Here is a 17,527-nt window from a genome sequence, read left to right as displayed (position 1 = left end):
TGAGTAAACATTACATAGACAAAGGTGGAAGTTCCCATGGTACCAACCAATCTTCGAGCGTTTCTAGAGATTCTACGACGCGAAAATGAATTAATCGAAATCTCGGCTCCCGTGGATCCGAATCTCGAGCTTGCAGAAATCCATCGTCGCGTTATCGACGAACAAGGGCCAGCTTTACTGTTCACGAATGTAAAAGGCAGTGCATTCCCTGTCGTGACGAACCTCTTCGGCACAACAAGAAGAGTGGATCTGGCTTTCGGTCCGAAGCCAGAGCAATTCATGAAAGCGGTTATCAACGCGACGAACTCGTTGATGCCCCCTACGCCGAAAGCGCTGTGGGGTGAAAGGGGTCTTATCCTCGACCTCATGAAAGTCGGGACGAAGAAGATCCAGCCGAATCAAGCGCCGATTCTCGGCGGCTTGAAGAAGGACAACCCGATGGCAGGACTGCCTGTCCTGACGAGCTGGCAAGAAGACGGCGGCCCGTTCGTCACGCTGCCTCTGGTCTACACCGAGCATCCCGACGGCGGTCATCATAACCTGGGCATGTATCGCATGCAGGTGTATGATGACTTCACGACCGGGATGCACTGGCAAATCCACAAGGGCGGCGGCTTCCACTACCACGAAGCCGAGAAGCGCAACCAAGCGCTGCCCGTCACCGTGTTCCTGGGCGGCCCGCCCGCGCTCATCGCCTCGGCGATTGCGCCGGTGCCCGAGCACTTGCCCGAGCTGATGCTCGCTTCGCTCATCCTCGGGCAGAAGCTGCCCATGGTGGAGAATCCCCATGGGGGGCACCGCCTCGTAGCCGAGGCGGAGTTCGCGATATGCGGCTCCGTACCGCCGCATCTTAGACGCCCCGAAGGGCCGTTCGGCGACCATTTCGGGTATTACTCACTCACCCATGATTTCCCCGTGTTCAACGTGAATCATGTGTGGCACCGCAAAGACGCGATCTATCCGGCAACGATCGTCGGCAAGCCCCGCCAAGAGGATTACTTCCTTGGCGAATTCTTGCAAAGATTGCTGGAGCCCGCGTTCCCGATGGCGATGCCAGGGGTGAAAGACCTGTGGACGTATGCCGAGACCGGGTTCCACCCGCTCGCAGCCGCTGTCGTCCGCGAAAGCTACAGCCGTGAGGCGCTCGGCACGGCGTTTCGGATCCTCGGTGAGGGTCAGCTGTCTCTCACGAAGTTCTTGATCGTAACGGACCGTCCGACGACCTTAGCGAACTTCTCACAGCTGTTAGAAACCGTATTGGAACGTTTCGATCCGGCTCGGGATCTGTTTATATTTAATAAAACATCACATGATACATTGGATTATACCGGTGGCCAGCTCAACCACGGCTCCAAAGCCGTACTACTCGGCACAGGTGACCCTGTACGCGAGCTGCCAAGGGCATACACAGAGGGAGAACTGCCTGAGATCCATGATATCGCTGTGTACTGTGGCGGCTGTCTGCTTGTCTCTGGCGCCTCGTACGCAGCAGAGCCAGAGTTGCCACAACGTCTGCTTGCGAATGCAGCTGACCGATTGAAGCAATGGCCTATGGTCATCCTTGTCGATGATGCTAGTGACATCGCGAATGACCAAACGAAATTCTTATGGACCGTGTTCACACGGTTTAACCCTGCAAGTGATATGTACGCGCAATCCAGTGTGAACCGACATCATATTGCTTATGAAGTTCCTATTGTCATTGACGCTCGAATGAAACCTGGCTATCCAGATGAACTGTTCCCGCGGGAAGATATTGTAGAACTCGTTGATCGCAGATGGAAGGAATACTTCGCGTGATAAGCTCGGGACGATTACGAGCGATCTATCCGCATTTGGGATTTGTATTGGTCTATTTGCTGTGGGGGATCAATATGGCTTCTCTCAAAATCGGTGGAAGAGAATGGGACAGCCTCGTCTTTAATGGACTGCGCTTTGCAAGTATGATTCCGATTCTGTGGGTCTATACTTACTTCTATTATCGTTCGCGGTCACTTCGTTTTCAAATTGCGGGTCGGGATCTTCTGCTCATCTGTGGGTTAGGGATACTTAATGCCGTAGGGATGGAAGCTCTCCTGCAGTATGCTTTACAGTTTTCCAACGCTGCGAATGGCGCCGTGCTTGGGCGAGGTTTTATGCCAGTAATTACAGTGCTTATTGCCGTCATGGCTAGGCAAGTGAAGATTACCTGGCGAATTCTAATCGGAATTCCCTTGGCGCTCGGCAGTGTGATCCTCATTGTCTCGGGGGGAGCCGAAGGCTTTCACTTGGGCAGTGAAACATTTCGCGGTGATATTCTATTGCTAATGCGCAGTTTTATGGGAGCCATCTATCTCATTGGGATGAACCGTTTAGTCGTGAAGTATCCGCTTCCGATTTTAATTTCACTTGAAATGACCGCGGGAGCCCTGTCTTTATTACCGTTTGTGCTATTGCGTGCAGATGGTGCTTACTTCGCCGCGATCTCACAGACAGGTTGGATTAGCTTAATCTATACCTCATTGCTGGCTACAGCGGTAGGTTTCTCTTTACACAATTGGAGTTTAGCCAAACTAGGGCCATTCAAATCATCAGCCTATGGGTATTTACTACCGGTTACAGCTGCACTTGGCGGTTTCATTTTTCTAGGAGAATCAATCTCGTTAAGTCAATATCTTGGAGGCGTGGGTGTGTTAGCCGCGATGTTTTTCGTGCAGCGTGATCGAACATCCAGCGTCAAACGGGCACCTGTACCTGCACCAACGGCCACGACGTTAACGAAGTAACTGGGCTATGCGAGATCGCTTATTATTTGGATAAAAAGGGAGGTGATCTTATGCTTCGTGTGTTATTTAATGAGCCGGAACGAATCGACAGCGGACTCTTATTGGAAGCTTTCGATGCGGTGAGAGCCTATATGAAACAGATCGAAACGGAACAGAGTCACCTCTCCACGGTGCATTCGATCTTTCATCGACAAGCGATATGGAGTAAGGGTTTTATTGATGCCTTAGATGAGCTCGAACAGAGCAAATATTGCTGTGAGCGATATGGTGAGCGGATTGTTAAAGGCTATTTGGAAGAAATGACCCCGCAAGAAACAGATGATTATCAACGGTTTGTGTATTTCTACAAAAATGCGTTCATCCGTCTTTTTTCTGTTTTTGATAAACTAGGAACCTTTATGAATGACCTCTTCGCCTTGAAAACCGAAACCGTGAAATCGCGATTTTCGTACTTTACGGTACTCCGCCATATGCATGAGAAGCATCTACATGGCTCGCTAGAACTGCAGCTGTATACCCTCAAAATGACTTATAAAGTGCCGTTAGAACGACTACGTAATCTGCGTAATATGGAAATGCATTATATTAATGCTGAGATGTTAGACGATCTTATGCAGAAAGAGCCGCTGCTCGGTGAACGCGTTCATATTGAGGATGTGAAGCTGAATTTATCCGATTTGCAGCAGGGATTTGACATGGTATGCCGAACCTTAACAATAGCATTTACTTATATCACGGCATATGTGACAAAGGGGTAGGGGACCATGCCATTAAGAGGTCGAACAGTGCTTGTGACAGGCAGTGCCAAGGGTTTGGGCAAAATGACGGCATTGACCTTAGCCAAGAAGGGCTGCCAGGTTGCTGTGAATTATGTAACAAGTGAGAAGGAAGCTGCAGAACTCGTTCATCAATTGAGGGATATGGGCGTTCGCAGCATCGCGGTGCAGGGAGATGTGGCCAAGCGCGAGGACATCTTTCGCATGGTTGAAGAAACGGTCTCACAGTTGGGGCCGATAGATATACTTGTCAATAACGCAGGGCCTTTTGTTCGTGAACGGCGTTTTTTCGCTGATTACAGCATGGACGAAATAGACTATTTAATGCGAGGGAATCTGATAGGCGTAATGGAGTTGGATCATCTTGTGCTGCCTATGATGAGAGAGCGCAGATGGGGGCGTATTATCCATTTCGGCTTTGGGAAAGCGGCTGAAGCGAGAGGTTGGACGCACAGAGCTGCTTATGCGGCTGCCAAAGTTGGGTTAGTTTCCTTTACCAAAACATTAGCCGAAGAAGAAGCCGCGCATGGGATCACGGTGAACATGATTTGTCCAGGCGACATTCGCGGGAAGAATAAAGAACGCACCATGGAAGAAGCTCGCTTAGAAGTCGATGGCGAAACACCTGTTGGCCGACCGGGAACGGGGGAGGATGTAGCGCGTGTCATCGATTTTCTCTGCTCGCCTAACTCGGATTTTATCACAGGCAATATTATGGATATCTCTGGCGCGTTGGATCCTATTCAGCCGATACCCGTAATTAAACAACGCAAGCTAGAATAGCACGCCTTTACCTACAGCAAAAAGAGCTTACCATAGAGGTAAGCTCTTTCTTTCCACATAAGAATTTAGAAATTTCCGGTGTACGGAAGTACAAATTCTTATTGGCGATATAAACAACATCTAAACGCGGTCGATCATCTTCGAAAGACTACGATAAAAGTTTATCTCATGATATAGTCGTAATTAGAATACCTGTACGACTTCTGTTATGCCTTCTACCTCTTCAACCAATGCGCGCTCAATACCAGCTTTCAAAGTGATTGTTGAGCTCGGGCAGCTGCCGCAGGCACCCATAAGTTTAAGTTTTACGATTCCGTCTTCCACATCAACTAGATCGACGTCACCGCCATCACGTTGTAGGAAAGGACGAAGTTTATCTAAAACCTCAAGAACTTCATCGTAAATCGCTTCTTTGGTTTTTTCTGTCATTTGATTCATCTCCTTTCTTTATCTATTATAGTACAATACGCTTTAAATGAAAATGGTTTGAGGCTTGAAACTATCAGCATGGGGTGGAATTTTTAAATGCGACCAATTATAGAATTTTGTGCCAGCAATATGCACACAGGAACAGATAAAGTCATGAAAGACCTTGAACAAAATCCGGAATTTGATGTCATGGAATACGGCTGTCTGGGCAACTGTGGCCAGTGCTACATGGAGCCTTACGCACTAGTCAACGGAGAAATCATTTCTGCAGAAAGCGCCGAGAGCCTCCATGTTCTTATTTTAGAAAAGATCAAAGAGATTGAGGCCATGTATGATTTGCTTAGTGAATAAGCCGATCTAGCTAACCTAACCGAAGTGGCGTTTGGATTTCCAAAGCACGCCGCTTTTCAACATACGAGCAATTTTCCCTGTCATTAGCGTACGTTTTCCCATGATGCCGAAGCCGCTCTTTTTGCCAAGTGAACCGAGTGTGCCTCGCAGCTTGATTTTACCAAGTTTAGGTGCATCGCCTTTCCAAATCGCTTGGATGACTTCGGCTATTTGTTTACCTTGCGCTTGTGCAGCTTGGGCACTTGGTGAGAACGGTAGGGACGCGCAGTCACCTACGACGTAAACTTCCTCAAAGTTGGGGATTTGGTGGTATTCGTTTAATAGAATACGTCCTTGACGATCTTTTGGTACATTCAAAGCTTCGACAATAGGCGTTGGTTGTATACCTGCTGTCCAAATTGTCGCATCAGTACGGATAATTTCATCTTGATTGTACAAATCACCGCCATCTAATCGAACAAGCGATACTTGTGTACGCAGCTCAATATGATGTTCAATCATCCATTCACGCACATATTGCTGCAGATTCGTAGGGAAAGCGGAGAGCAGACTAGGACCACGATCAATTAATCGGATGTTCAAGTCAGGGCGGCTTTCGCGAAGTTCTGAAGCCATTTCTACACCGCTAAGTCCTCCACCAATGATGGATACTTGTCCGTATGGATTGATGTTGTTTATTTTCTGATACGTTGCCCGCGTTTGAGCTAGTGTCTGGATACTAGATGAAAACTCCTGAGCGCCAGTAATCCCATGATAACTGTCAACACAACCAAGTCCAATGACTAGCCAGTCGTAGGAGATGGGTTCTTTGTCGTGGAAGTTGATTTGTCTCGTTTCGAGATTAACATCAGATACTTCTCCGTAAACAAGCTGAAGCCGCGAATCATCGGGATAAGCTACACGAATATGGGTTTCAGCAATGGTACCGGAAGCTAGTGCATAATATTCCGTTTTGAGGCCTTGGAATGGACTGCGATCAATCATAATAAGTTCAGTGTCGTCTGGTATATCCTTTTCCAGCAAATTCAAAGCTATGGTCAGACCGCCATAGCCTCCTCCGAGAATGACAAACTTTTTCATAGCCAACCAATATCCCTTCTGAACGATGATCTATTCTCTATTACCTATTATCTCTAATACACTTTGATTTCATTATAAAAGGTGTCTCGCTCTACCGCGACGCGGCCCGCGCCTTGAATGAGCCATACAATCTCATCGCGTGTTAAACCTTCTGGTGAAAGTGCGCCAGCAGCATGTGAGATTTTCTCTTTGACGATCGTGCCGTGAGCATCTGAAGCACCGAATGTGAAGGAAAGTTGCGTAAGTTTCGTTCCGATATTGATGAAGTAAGCTTTAATATGTGGGAAATTGTCCAACATTAGGCGGCTAATCGCCATTGTTTTGAGTTCGTCCCAAGCGGGAACGAAACGTTTAAGACTTGCATTTTTGCTCGCTGGCTGAACAGAATTAGGAATGAATACGAGGAAACCGCCTGTTTCGTCTTGCAGCTCGCGCAGCAACATCATATGGCGAATCCGTTCTTCTTTCGTTTCGATTGAACCATATAGCATGGTCGCATGAGTTTTCATCCCTAGGAGATGAGCTTGACGATGAACATCCAACCATTCTTCGGTGGAAGCTTTTTCGACCTTCATTTTCGAACGGTAACGTTCCGTAAGAATTTCGGCGCCTCCGCCAGGGAGCGTGGAAAGTCCAGCATCCATTAACGCCTTAAGTACATCTCGGTAGCTCAGGCCGCTAATACGTGAGAAGAATTCGATCTCTGCAGCCGTATGAGCTTTAATCGTGACATCCGGGTAAGCTTGCTTCAACCGACGAATGCAATCCACGTAATACTCGAAAGGCAGATGGGGGTTATGCCCCTGACTAATATGGAACTCTTTAATTTCAGGGTTAAAATTCTCGGCGATATAGTCTAACATCTGATCTGGTGTTAAAGTGTAAGCACCTTCTTGACCTTCGTCGCGGCGGAAATGACAAAACGAACAATGCTCCTCACAGACATTCGTGAAATATAAGCTCATATTTTGTACAAAATACACCTTGTTCCCATTCAACCGTGTATTCACTTTATTCGCTAATTGACCAATGGTTAAAAGATCGTCAGATTCATATAAAAACAGTCCGTCTTCCAAACTTAGACGTTCGCCGTTCTCAACTTTGTCAGCAATTTCAGCCATTCGTTTAATCGGGTCTACTGTCGTAATACTCATGCTCCATGCCTCCTATGAAAATAAAATAAACCGCATAATGAAACGACGCAGCCAGCAGTTAGGACTAGGTGCGTTAGGTGGTGTGAGTTGCTCGCGTACCTGTCAACCAGTTCGGTTAAGGAATTCACAACCAGATTTATATCGATACAAGCTATCCATCTTTCTTATTATAAACCTCCTACTTGGGAGGGGCAACATCAGAACGTTGAAGATAAATCGACAATCTTATCCATGTCCTATATTTTTTCGATGAAATCGGCGAAATGTTATTCCCAATATTAACAAATTCCTGTATACTATTGCAATGTGATTACGTAAGGGCTAAAGGTGATAATAATCGTGCTACCATTATTCGTGACCGAACCGCAGGAACGACTTCATATTAAAATTGAACAACTTCGAGGCAAAATGGTTAGTTTGGGGACCTCGCATGGTTTCCTTCATCCTGACGTGCAGAAATGCAGTCGAGATCTGGACCAGTTACTATTGCAGTATTATGCCACAAGACGTTCTAAACAGTGAACAGCTGCCCTTGAGCATCGGATGGATTAGGAGTATACTTATAGCAAGCACTTCGTAATACCAATGCCAGTTTTCCTTAATTTACAGGGAAAAACCAAGGAGGGATTTCCATTATGATTAATATAAGTGAATCTGCAAGTGAGAAAATTAAAGAGCTTTTGGCATCGGAAGAATCACCGAATCTTTTCTTACGCCTTGGCGTGAAGGCTGGTGGTTGCAGCGGCTTTTCTTATGGAATGGGCTTCGACGATGATCAAAAGTCTGACGATAAAGAATTTACCATTCACGGCGTGAAGGTTGTCGTGGATGAAGAGAGCGCTAAGTATTTATACGGCGTCCAAATCGACTTCGAAGACAAAGGCATGGGCGGCGGTTTCACCATCAATAACCCGAATGCAGTAGCATCGTGTGGTTGTGGTTCGTCCTTCAAGCCAGCGGACTATGAAGGAACACCTGAGCCTTGTGATGATAAGGTTGAGGCTTAATCATTAATAATGAACCTTCTGAACTTATGTGTAGATCACACTAGTTCAGAAGGTTTTTTTGTCGTGCTAGAGAAGAAAAGGGAACTAGGATGCGCTATTTTTAACTAATTTCACGAAATGAGTATCCTAGGGAACGACAGTGCCTTATTTTTCTCGATAACACCAAATTCCTCATAAATCAGGCAAATAACGTATCTACGTTCCTCTTGGTACAAATTTCAAGTGATTTCGGCGAAATAGCGCATCTACGTTCCCTTTTCAAAGTGAACTAGCGACGAGGGCTACACCGTTAACCACCAAATCCCCGCACACTCAGGCAAAGTAGTCAACTGCTCGCTGACAACTTTATCGGCTATCGCGTCCCCAAAGAAAAATCTCGTAAGCATCTCGGCCTCATCTACGCTCTCAAACGTATAATCGGTCCGTATCCACGAATGAGAAAAACCATACTCGGATTCAAGCAGCCTATAATAATTCATCAAGAAATCAGGCGGATGGGGTGTTTCAGAGCCAGTTCCGAAGTTCTCGATAATAATAACCGTACCGCCTGGGCGCAGAACTCTTCTGATTTCGCTTATAACTTGGTGAATATTGGCTTCCCATTGATCGACTTCCGAATTTCCAAGGTAGCAAATACTCCATCCGGAAACGATTAAATCTGCACTATGATTGGCGGCAGGTAAATGCCTATGGTCAGCAACTTGTGTTTGCCAATTGTGCAAATCAGCTTGACTGAGATGATCTGCGTTAATTCGCAGCATAGATTCGGATTCATCTAAAGCTACTATGGTCTTTGCTTGTGGAGCGAGAATACGGGTTAATCTTCCAGCACCAGCTCCCATGTCGATGATGTCTAGACCTTCAACGGGGATGATGGTTTGAATGGTTTCATATAAGCTTGCTTGTTTGGAAACGAGTTGTTCATACATGTCTGCTTGAACGGCATAAATGTCTGCATGATTAGGCATGTGGTAATCTCCTCCTTAGGGGTATGTTAAACATTGTCATCATAATGTGTAACGTAAGGAGAAGGTCAAGAGATCGTTTTATTAGGGTTGAATGGGAACTGCATAGACGATATATAGTAAATCGTTGAGTTTCGTATGTTTGGTAATATAACCATGTTCGTCAAACCAGGTTAGCAGGGAAGAGCAGATGGCATAATGCTGATCTTGCAGGGTTGAGAGGAGATCTGTGCGCCCGCTCGCCATACATTCTTCCAGATATAGCTCTTTTGCAGATTCAGTTTCGAACATTAAATCCGCTATGCAAATTCTACCGTGAGACTTGAGCACGCGGCGCATTTCATCTAGTGCTAGCAGCTGTTGTTCGTTCGTAATATGGTGAAAAGCAAACGATGTAACGACAAAATCGAATTGGTTATCCATGTAAGGAATAGCCAGGAAATTGCCTAGTTTCATGTCCATTTGCGGATGTTTACTCTGGCATTGTTTCAGCATTTCTTTGGATTGGTCCACGCCAGCCATGTGAATGCCCTTTTGCAGAAATCGCCTTGCTAAATTACCTGTGCCTGTCCCAAGATCGAGCCCTTTCTCCCCGACCCTCGGTTTTATCCATTGAAGTGTTAGATCCAGAACTTCCTCGTATCCTTTATACTCGTGGTCATTATGTAGAACGCGTTCATCATGAGTCAAGGCTTGTTGATCAAAGTTCCATGTGTCCTTCCAACTTTTGCGCATTTCTCGAAGTCGTTTAGAACCTTCCGCGAGTGTGAAAATATCATCGATCGGAAGTGAGTTGTTTTGTTTCAGAAGATCAATCATGGTATCCGTCGTTTCAATGATTTGCTTGAACTCCAGCCATTGCGCAAAAACAACAGATCGTTGTATTTCCAAATAGTATTGAAGCTGCTCTTTATCATCGGCATCAACTTCTTGTAAGGCTTTTTGAATATCGGCAATGGACATACCTGATTCACGCAGCGAAATAATCGTTTGTAGCCGCCATATTTCTTTTTCTGTAAATGTTCGATATGAATTATTTTCCTGTTTAGACGGTGAAATAAGTCCTTTATCTTCATAAAAGCGGATGGCTCTAGGAGAAATATTCAATTTGTTTGCAACATCTTTAATTTGCATGCTTTCACCCTTTCTCTCACTTAAAATAAACATTAACGTAAGGGAAAAGTAAAGTTGCAAATAGCGCGGACTAGCTAGATAGGAGTCGTCTCTCATTACCAAATTGTGGAATATACTATGATGATAGTACTAGTCTTTGTTTGAAAGGAGGGAGTCATATGGCAACTAGAAAGGATTTCATCGATCTCGTTGCACCGATTGCTTTGAAGCTTCGTTTAGAAGGCTCGCCAATTTTCCCTTCTGTTCGAATTGCACAAGCAATACTTGAAACAGGGGGTAGAATAAACGCTTGGAATAACTTGGTTGGATATAAAGTTGGAAATGGCGTACTAACGCCTTATTGGCAAGGCGATCGTGTATCTGTAAGCACATGGGAATTCATAAATGAGAATCACGTGTTTGATGTACCGGGGGATTTTCGAGCATACAGCTCCATTGAGGATGGATTTCGGGATCAAGATTTATTATTTCATGCTGCGCGTTATTCGGCAGTTCGGTCAGCAAGCATCCCACAAACTCAAACAGCTGTACTACAGAAGAGTGGATACGCGACTGACCCTGCCTATACAAGTAAATTGAATGCAATTATAGCGACGGAAGGGTTAATTTTCTTCGATGAGGAGGTCATACGGATGTTAGAGAACTTACAAGCCCAGATTTCAGAATTAACAAGTAGAGTACACTCACTCGAAGAACAGGCCGCTTTGACGATCGTGCCAACATGGGCGAAGTCAGCCGTTGATGCGGCAGTTAAGGCTGGCTTGATCGACACACCTGAGAAAGGGAGCTATGATTTCTATCGCTTATTAACTGTGTTACATCGCAAGGGCATTATTTAAATGTGGAAGAAATCATAGGGGCCGAAGGGGGTATTGATGAGGTTAGTAAACCATTCGGCCTTTAATTCTTACGTTTTCACCATATTTGGCTTGCATCAACTTCGTTTGTTCCTGCATATAAGCATAAATTTCTTTCAAACGGTTCTTGCGAGGTTTGATTGTTTCTTTAATTTCTCCATTTAACACGATATCGTAAACGATCATACGAATTCAGCTCCTTAGATTTGTTTGATTTGTCTTTCTACTATCATTGTAGACGATGAATATTAACGGACGATTAAAATTTCTTTTCAATTTTGTGAAATAGATGAAGGTTATGTTAAATAAACGTTAAAAATACCTAAATTAGTGATCATTTTTTTTTATCAGTAATTTACAAGTTTTGGATGTGTATAAGTTTATGCACACTATCCCCCTATACTTTGATAGCCTTCATGGTACATATTAACAATTTACCCACAGGATATGCACACTTAACTGTGGATAACGGAACGCTTGTTCTATCAAAAACCCCATGATACTATTAGTTTAAATTATAGAATATGGGTGATTTCAGTGAGACAAATTAGCGATGAGACATTGATCGACTCTTATTACAAGGCACTAGATTTAAGATTAGAATCGGATTTTCTTGAACTATTGCTCGCGGAAATACAGAGACGCAAATTAAAACTATCCGTGTTGGTTAAGGACGAGGCACCGCTTAATTAAAAATTCAACTCAGCACGTATTTGCAGGGTGTAGCTAGAATGACAGTCGGGGCAATTCAAGAGGTGAAGGCAGAGCTCAGGCTCATCGCCTTCCTGGTTAATCAAGGAAGTGTTGTTCATCTCGTAAGGCGAATAAGGACCGAGCAAGTCACTCAGCTTACCATGGTCACACATACGCTGCGAGCACACAGGACAGTTGGTCTGCAATTCTTGCATGCCGTTACAAACTGGACATATAGATGACAAAGGGGTATTCCTCCTAATCCGTAGATTAGGTTAGAATACCCCTTTTCATTTCTAAACATTATAATTTCATGTTCGAACTATGTCCTGGTGAAAGCTTGGCACTTGGGTCAATATAAACTTTGGCATTGTTAATGGCCGTCGGTGCTTCACCGAAGCCAACAGCAATCAATTTCAATTTACCAGGGTATGTCGTAATATCGCCAGCAGCGAAGATACCTGGGATCGTCGTTTCCATACGGGAATCAACAACGATTGAGCCGTTTTCGATGTCAAGACCCCATTCAGAAATCGGTCCAAGGGAGGATACGAAGCCGAAGTTGATGATAACGGCGTCGACATCGTGGATGCTTTCTTCGCCGGATTTTATATTTTTAAGTGTAATTTGCTCAATACGATCTGTTCCGTGAAGCTTAGTGATTTCGGTGAGGGTAACAATATTAACCTTCGAATTCATTAAGTTTTCTACACTGTGTTCATGTGCACGGAATTTATCTCGACGGTGGATCAAGGTTACTTGCTCAGCAATCGGCTCAAGCATCAATGCCCAGTCAACTGCGGAATCACCTCCGCCGCTAATAAGTACTTTTTGACCGGCAAATGCATTCAGGTCACTTACGAAGTAATGTAAATTTTTCTTCTCGAATTGCGCTGCTTCCGGTAATTCAAGACGACGCGGCTCGAATGCGCCAACACCACCCGAAATGATAACAGCACGGCTAAGGTGTACGCCTTTGTCTGTTGTAATTTCAAAAAGACGTTCTTCTTTCTTAACGACATTATGTACTTTTTCTTCCAAACAAATGTGAATAGGAAAGTGTTTCATTTGTGCAGATAAGTTATTTACAAGCTCTTGAGCTGTAATTTTTGGGAAGCCTGCAACGTCATAAATATATTTTTCCGGATAAAGAGCTGCAAGTTGACCACCAAGTTGTGGCATGCTTTCAATGATTTTCACAGATGCTTGACGCATCCCTGCATAAAATGATGCGAACATGCCAGCAGGGCCGCCGCCAATTACGATAATATCAACGATGTCTTGACTGGTTTCTCTCTTGTTCATGATAGAACCTCCGATCAAACCCATAGTGTAACACAGTGATAATCATACTCATTATAAACGTCCCTTTTATTGAAGGAAACAGAAAATTTTAAATTTCACATATAAATTGCTTATAGATAGGATAAGTAAATGCTTACATGGATTGGAAGGGCTAAAACGCCTAGAATACAAGATTTTTTATGCAAAATGACACTTGATATTTACTTATGAAAATTATATCATATCATGAGAATCGGTTTACCATGTTGTGATGAATTTCCACCTGTTTTATCATAATTCACTTCGAAAGCGTGCAAACTAGTAGCAGTATACTACTTTTGAAGCTGTTTGTGTAATTTTTCACAAGATAGAGAGACCATGGGACAAAATACGGATATGGAAGTGAGAGAGACATGAGTAGAATACCAAGAATCGTTATATTAGGAGCCGGTTACGGCGGAATCCTTGCTGCAATTCGGTTGCAGAAGGAATTGAACTACAACGAAGCTGATGTTACGCTTGTTAACAAGCATGACTATCACTACATTACAACGCATCTCCACATGCCTGCTGCCGGGACAGATAATCCTGAAAATGCACGCGTGAACATTTTGAAATTGATTGATGAATTTAAAGTTGATTTCGTGAAATCGACAGTAACACAAATTCGTCCACATGAGAAAAAAGTTATTTTGGAAGACGGAACACTTTCCTACGACTACCTAGTAATCGGACTTGGTGGCGAAGCGGAAACTTTCGGAATTCCTGGTCTGAAAGAAAATGCGCTGAATATTCGTAGTATTAACAGTGTTCGCTTTATTCGTGAGCACATTGAATATCAATTCGCGAAGTTCAAGCGTGAACCAGATCGCAAAGATTACCTCACTTTCGTTATCGGTGGCGCTGGATTTACGGGTATTGAATTCATCGGTGAACTTGCTGATCGTATCCCACTTCTATGCAAAGAGTTCGATGTGGATCCTTCCCTTGTGAAGATTTATAATATTGAAGCTGCGCCAACAGCATTGCCAGGTTTCGATCCTGAGCTTGTTGAGTATGCGATGAAAATTCTTACGGACAAAGGTATTACTTTCAAAATTGGTACAGCCATCAAAGAATGTACGCCAGAAGGCGTTCTGATTGCTGGCGACGAGTTCATCAAAGCTGCAACAGTTGTGTGGACAGGCGGTATCCGCGGAAACCATATGTTAGATGAAGCTGGCTTCGAAACGATGCGCGGTAGAATTAAAGTTAACGAGCACCTTCATGCTCCAGGCTTTGATAATATTTATGTTGTGGGTGACTGTTCCATCGTGATGAACGATGAAGGCAGACCATATCCACCAACAGCACAAATTGCGATGCAACAAGGTGAAGCTGTAGCTCACAACTTGATCGCGTCGATTCGTGGATCGCAGATGAAAACTTTCAAATACTCGAACAAAGGTACAGTAGCTTCCCTTGGTAAAGGTCAAGCGATCGGTATCGTAGGTTCCCGTAAATTGAAAGGGAATGTCGCTGCTATGATGAAAAAAGTGGTTGACATGAGATACCTTTACATTATTGGCGGAATTCCACTAGTTATACGTAAAGGCCGTTTCTAGTCAAGGAACGCTAACGGGGGGATTGCCATGCGACACTGTAGTGTCCAAGTAAGAGGACTTCTTACCCGGGATGAACTGGATCGTTACAATGCCTTGATCGAAGTCGGTCACTTCTTAGAGACTGAGAAACGTTACGATCATGTCGCTGTTGTCCAAAAGGAAATTGATATCCTCATTCTTCCTGCGATTGAACGTCTGAAGGAAAAGAGTCGTCAGCGTGACCGTGATACGGAAGAGTATCTAGCACGTAAAGCTCAGATGGAAGCTGAACTAGCAGCTGCTCTACGTGACGACGAGGATGAATAGATACCAAGAAGCATTGCTCTATTTGAGGGCAGTGCTTCTTTTTTCTATGTAAAATCAACAAAAAAGAGCAGAGAACGAGGTCCTTTGCTCTTAAGTCTTTATACTTGAATGAATGACGTGAATTTCTCAGGAAGCATAACGTTCCCAACGTAGAAATCTCCGAACTCGCCAAAACGTGCGCTGACTTCGTCAAAACGCATTTCGTACACGAGCTTTTTGAAATGAAGAGGATCATCTGAGAATAGTGTAACGCCCCATTCCCAATCATCCAATCCAACGGAACCTGTGATGATTTGTTTGACTTTACCAGCGTATGTACGACCGATCATGCCGTGGCTGCGCATCATCGTCTTGCGATCTTCCGCAGGAACCATGTACCAGTTGTCATTGCCTTCACGACGCTTGTTCATAGGGTAGAAGCAAATGTGCTTGGATTTCGGCAGAATAGGTTTCAAGCGAGCTTGAATATCAGGATCTTGTGCAGGATCAACACCTGGCTTCGCCAGGTAACTGCTCAATTCTACGATGGAGACATAGGAATAAACGGGTATAGTAAAAGCAGCAAAGCTAGACTTGTTAAAAGCAGTTTCAAGCTCATTCAGCTCTTCCAATGTTTCACGCAGTTGCATGAAAACGAAATCAGCCTTCTGGCCCACGATGCTATAAACGGCAGTACTGCCTAGTTTATCGTTCTCAACTTGTTGCCACTGGGACAAGAAGGATTGCAGCTCGTCCGCTGCATGCTTACGTTCTTGTGGGGTTGCAGCATGCCATGCATTCCAATCCATTAGACGGAAATCATGGAGCGCATACCAGCCTTCCAGCGTTTGTACGGCTTCACTCATTGTTTTTCCTCCATTCAAGGGCTAATATCCCCTACATTGTATCCAATTCATGGAGAAAGGGCAAATGCATGGAGGGGTGAAGTATAGGAAATGTCCAATAAATTGTTCAATTTGTGTACACTTTACCTCTACCTTTCCGTAGATTACAATAATAAGAGCTATAGAGGCCAAAACTAGGAAGTGCTTCTACATATATAAGGGGGAACTATCGTGCTGCAAATGGTTATCGCCACTGTCTTAATGATGGTGTTATTCTTTGGGATCGGCTTTATTCTGAACATGCTAATGAAAACAACGTGGTTTCCACTTTACGCGTTCATTGCGTTAGTCATTGGGATTATCATCTATGGATACATGGGGAATTCTTCCTTTATGTCCAGTGACGAGAGTTTCACTATTGTTGACGTGATTCCCGCAATCGGCGGCTTAGTCGGTGCAATTTTGAGCGGTTCGGCGATCAAAGCACTGCGTATTCGTGGTTTCAAAATGTTCTAATATTACTGGGGCAATTGGGTCAGGCTAAGAGAAGTTACTTAAACTTCACTTACGGGGGAGACACGATCGGTGCCTTGGGCGAATGTGAATGGAACATCACTGCATTATGAGATAACGGGACCAGAATGGGGCACACCCATTGTATTTATTCATCCTCCGTTGCTAACATTAGAAGCGTTCAAGTATCAGAAAGAACAACTAGGCGTCCATTTCCGAGTCATTACTTTTGACATTAGAGGTCATGGCGGAAGTGCGAGTTCGAAGCAGTTGCTAAGTTATCAACTTATTTCGCAAGACATGATAGGGCTTCTTGATTTCTTAGGGATCGAGGAAGCCTTTCTTTGCGGTTATTCAACCGGAGGAACGGTTGCCTTGGAGGCACTGCTTACGCATCCCCATCGATGGGTGGGGGGGATTGTCGTCAGCGGAATGTCAGAATTGACAGATATGTACAATCGAATCCGAGTTTGGCTTGCGATACGAATGGCGAATCCTAGTCGAATTATGAATGTTTTGATTAGAGCGATTACGTATGGCAATGCCGATAAAAAGACAACCTATCAGGAGTTAAAAGACCATGCTTTGCAAGATAAAGCAGAGAATGTAAGATCCTATTTTGAGCAATCCTTGCGGTACAGTTGCACAAATAGTCTCTCAAAGATTGGGCAGCCTGTCTTATTGATCTATGGTGAAAAAGATGTTGACTTCCATCCCTATGCTCAAATTCTCCATACGGGGATACCGCATAGCTCTCTATTTTTCATCAAAGATGCGAAGCATCCTGTACCGATTCAAAGCGCTGCACGCATGAATGACATCATTCGTCTATGGGTGGACAGCCTCAAGGAGAAGGAGCAGAAGGCACGTTGGAAGCTCGATCTAACAATCGCGCAGAAGCTTAACCCTCACATGTATGGGAATGTACCCGAGTATGCGAGTGATGATGAGCCCCCAGTTTATACGTAAGAACAATCACGCCAAAATGAAGATTCCATTGCT

The 17,527-nt window shown here is 44.4% G+C and carries 22 protein-coding genes; 14 read left to right on the top strand and 8 right to left on the bottom strand.

All coding sequences use genetic code 11. The features are described from left to right. Positions 1 to 36 precede the first annotated feature (36 nt). Genes GC096_RS17580 through GC096_RS17565 form a run of 4 tightly spaced genes read left to right on the top strand, consistent with a single transcriptional unit; the run spans position 37 to position 4,324 of the window. Complete coding sequence (locus GC096_RS17580; RefSeq protein WP_171631954.1) at positions 37 to 1,800, top strand: UbiD family decarboxylase; 1,764 nt, start codon at positions 37 to 39, stop codon at positions 1,798 to 1,800. After that, positions 1,797 to 2,765, top strand: coding sequence for a DMT family transporter (locus GC096_RS17575; protein ID WP_312886291.1), 969 nt, complete (start codon positions 1,797 to 1,799; stop codon positions 2,763 to 2,765). Before GC096_RS17580 ends, GC096_RS17575 begins: the two co-directional genes overlap by 4 nt. A gap of 50 nt (positions 2,766 to 2,815) precedes the next feature. Beyond that, positions 2,816 to 3,523, top strand: coding sequence for a Cthe_2314 family HEPN domain-containing protein (locus tag GC096_RS17570; protein WP_171631951.1), 708 nt, complete (start codon positions 2,816 to 2,818; stop codon positions 3,521 to 3,523). 6 nt (positions 3,524 to 3,529) lie between these two features. Further along, positions 3,530 to 4,324, top strand: coding sequence for an SDR family oxidoreductase (locus GC096_RS17565; RefSeq protein ID WP_171631949.1), 795 nt, complete (start codon positions 3,530 to 3,532; stop codon positions 4,322 to 4,324). Positions 4,325 to 4,507: 183 nt separating this feature from the next. On the opposite strand, the gene GC096_RS17560 is transcribed toward GC096_RS17565, so the two are convergent. Further along, a complete protein-coding gene (locus GC096_RS17560; protein WP_028558591.1) occupies positions 4,508 to 4,753 on the bottom strand; it encodes a NifU family protein in 246 nt (81 codons plus the stop codon). 96 nt (positions 4,754 to 4,849) lie between these two features. Between GC096_RS17560 and GC096_RS17555 the strand changes: the two genes are divergently transcribed. Next, positions 4,850 to 5,104: a YuzB family protein gene (locus GC096_RS17555; RefSeq protein ID WP_171631947.1), complete on the top strand. Its 255-nt coding sequence runs from the start codon at positions 4,850 to 4,852 to the stop codon at positions 5,102 to 5,104. A 15-nt stretch (positions 5,105 to 5,119) separates the two neighbouring features. Here GC096_RS17555 and GC096_RS17550 read toward each other — a convergent pair whose 3' ends face one another. Together GC096_RS17550 and mqnE are read right to left on the bottom strand one after the other, a co-directional pair. Next, positions 5,120 to 6,184, bottom strand: a complete 1,065-nt coding sequence (locus GC096_RS17550) for an NAD(P)/FAD-dependent oxidoreductase (RefSeq protein WP_171631976.1) — start codon at positions 6,182 to 6,184, stop codon at positions 5,120 to 5,122. A 53-nt stretch (positions 6,185 to 6,237) separates the two neighbouring features. Next, positions 6,238 to 7,338 carry an aminofutalosine synthase MqnE gene (gene mqnE, locus GC096_RS17545; RefSeq protein WP_171631946.1) on the bottom strand — a complete coding sequence of 367 codons (1,101 nt, stop codon included), beginning with the start codon at positions 7,336 to 7,338 and terminating at the stop codon, positions 6,238 to 6,240. A gap of 339 nt (positions 7,339 to 7,677) precedes the next feature. On the opposite strand from mqnE, the gene GC096_RS38740 reads away from it, so the two are divergent. Further along, positions 7,678 to 7,860 (top strand): aspartyl-phosphate phosphatase Spo0E family protein, encoded by a 183-nt coding sequence (locus tag GC096_RS38740; protein ID WP_246302802.1) that lies wholly within the window; start codon positions 7,678 to 7,680, stop codon positions 7,858 to 7,860. Positions 7,861 to 7,973: 113 nt separating this feature from the next. After that, positions 7,974 to 8,345 carry a HesB/IscA family protein gene (locus tag GC096_RS17535; protein ID WP_056613525.1) on the top strand — a complete coding sequence of 124 codons (372 nt, stop codon included), beginning with the start codon at positions 7,974 to 7,976 and terminating at the stop codon, positions 8,343 to 8,345. A 281-nt stretch (positions 8,346 to 8,626) separates the two neighbouring features. Here the strand turns inward: GC096_RS17535 and GC096_RS17530 are convergent, their stop codons facing one another. Both GC096_RS17530 and GC096_RS17525 read right to left on the bottom strand, forming a co-directional pair. Continuing rightward, positions 8,627 to 9,313, bottom strand: coding sequence for a class I SAM-dependent methyltransferase (locus GC096_RS17530; RefSeq protein WP_171631944.1), 687 nt, complete (start codon positions 9,311 to 9,313; stop codon positions 8,627 to 8,629). A gap of 81 nt (positions 9,314 to 9,394) precedes the next feature. After that, a complete protein-coding gene (locus GC096_RS17525; RefSeq protein ID WP_171631943.1) occupies positions 9,395 to 10,444 on the bottom strand; it encodes a MerR family transcriptional regulator in 1,050 nt (349 codons plus the stop codon). Between the two features lie 158 nt (positions 10,445 to 10,602). On the opposite strand from GC096_RS17525, the gene GC096_RS17520 reads away from it, so the two are divergent. Further along, complete coding sequence (locus tag GC096_RS17520; RefSeq protein ID WP_171631941.1) at positions 10,603 to 11,283, top strand: glycoside hydrolase family 73 protein; 681 nt, start codon at positions 10,603 to 10,605, stop codon at positions 11,281 to 11,283. A gap of 42 nt (positions 11,284 to 11,325) precedes the next feature. Here GC096_RS17520 and GC096_RS17515 read toward each other — a convergent pair whose 3' ends face one another. Next, entirely contained in the window at positions 11,326 to 11,487 is a 162-nt protein-coding gene (locus GC096_RS17515; RefSeq protein ID WP_068664416.1) for a mechanosensitive ion channel protein MscL, read from the bottom strand. A 342-nt stretch (positions 11,488 to 11,829) separates the two neighbouring features. Here GC096_RS17515 and sda point away from each other — a divergent pair, with 342 nt between their 5' ends. Together sda and GC096_RS17505 are read left to right on the top strand one after the other, a co-directional pair. After that, positions 11,830 to 11,994: a sporulation histidine kinase inhibitor Sda gene (gene sda / locus GC096_RS38735; protein ID WP_376769507.1), complete on the top strand. Its 165-nt coding sequence runs from the start codon at positions 11,830 to 11,832 to the stop codon at positions 11,992 to 11,994. Positions 11,995 to 12,032: 38 nt separating this feature from the next. Continuing rightward, positions 12,033 to 12,236, top strand: a complete 204-nt coding sequence (locus tag GC096_RS17505) for a hypothetical protein (RefSeq protein WP_171631938.1) — start codon at positions 12,033 to 12,035, stop codon at positions 12,234 to 12,236. 61 nt (positions 12,237 to 12,297) lie between these two features. Here the strand turns inward: GC096_RS17505 and GC096_RS17500 are convergent, their stop codons facing one another. Further along, positions 12,298 to 13,299 carry an NAD(P)/FAD-dependent oxidoreductase gene (locus tag GC096_RS17500; RefSeq protein ID WP_171631936.1) on the bottom strand — a complete coding sequence of 334 codons (1,002 nt, stop codon included), beginning with the start codon at positions 13,297 to 13,299 and terminating at the stop codon, positions 12,298 to 12,300. A gap of 392 nt (positions 13,300 to 13,691) precedes the next feature. On the opposite strand from GC096_RS17500, the gene GC096_RS17495 reads away from it, so the two are divergent. Together GC096_RS17495 and GC096_RS17490 are read left to right on the top strand one after the other, a co-directional pair. Next, positions 13,692 to 14,882: an NAD(P)/FAD-dependent oxidoreductase gene (locus tag GC096_RS17495; RefSeq protein ID WP_171631934.1), complete on the top strand. Its 1,191-nt coding sequence runs from the start codon at positions 13,692 to 13,694 to the stop codon at positions 14,880 to 14,882. 27 nt (positions 14,883 to 14,909) lie between these two features. Beyond that, the gene (locus tag GC096_RS17490; protein WP_171631933.1) at positions 14,910 to 15,188 is read left to right on the top strand and encodes a hypothetical protein; all 279 of its coding nucleotides are present in this window, start codon (positions 14,910 to 14,912) and stop codon (positions 15,186 to 15,188) included. Between the two features lie 98 nt (positions 15,189 to 15,286). On the opposite strand, the gene hemQ is transcribed toward GC096_RS17490, so the two are convergent. Further along, the gene (gene hemQ / locus GC096_RS17485) at positions 15,287 to 16,033 is read right to left on the bottom strand and encodes a hydrogen peroxide-dependent heme synthase (protein ID WP_171631931.1); all 747 of its coding nucleotides are present in this window, start codon (positions 16,031 to 16,033) and stop codon (positions 15,287 to 15,289) included. Between the two features lie 210 nt (positions 16,034 to 16,243). Between hemQ and GC096_RS17480 the strand changes: the two genes are divergently transcribed. Together GC096_RS17480 and GC096_RS17475 are read left to right on the top strand one after the other, a co-directional pair. Beyond that, entirely contained in the window at positions 16,244 to 16,528 is a 285-nt protein-coding gene (locus GC096_RS17480; protein ID WP_056613601.1) for a YuiB family protein, read from the top strand. 69 nt (positions 16,529 to 16,597) lie between these two features. Further along, a complete protein-coding gene (locus tag GC096_RS17475) occupies positions 16,598 to 17,494 on the top strand; it encodes an alpha/beta fold hydrolase (RefSeq protein ID WP_171631930.1) in 897 nt (298 codons plus the stop codon). The last annotated feature ends 33 nt before the right edge of the window (positions 17,495 to 17,527 follow it).

The organism is Paenibacillus plantarum (assembly GCF_013141695.1).
Taxonomy (GTDB): Bacteria; Bacillota; Bacilli; order Paenibacillales; family NBRC-103111; genus Paenibacillus_E; species Paenibacillus_E plantarum.
The sequence above is the reverse complement of the archived record's forward strand: the minus strand, read 5'-3'. Positions and strand labels throughout refer to the sequence as shown.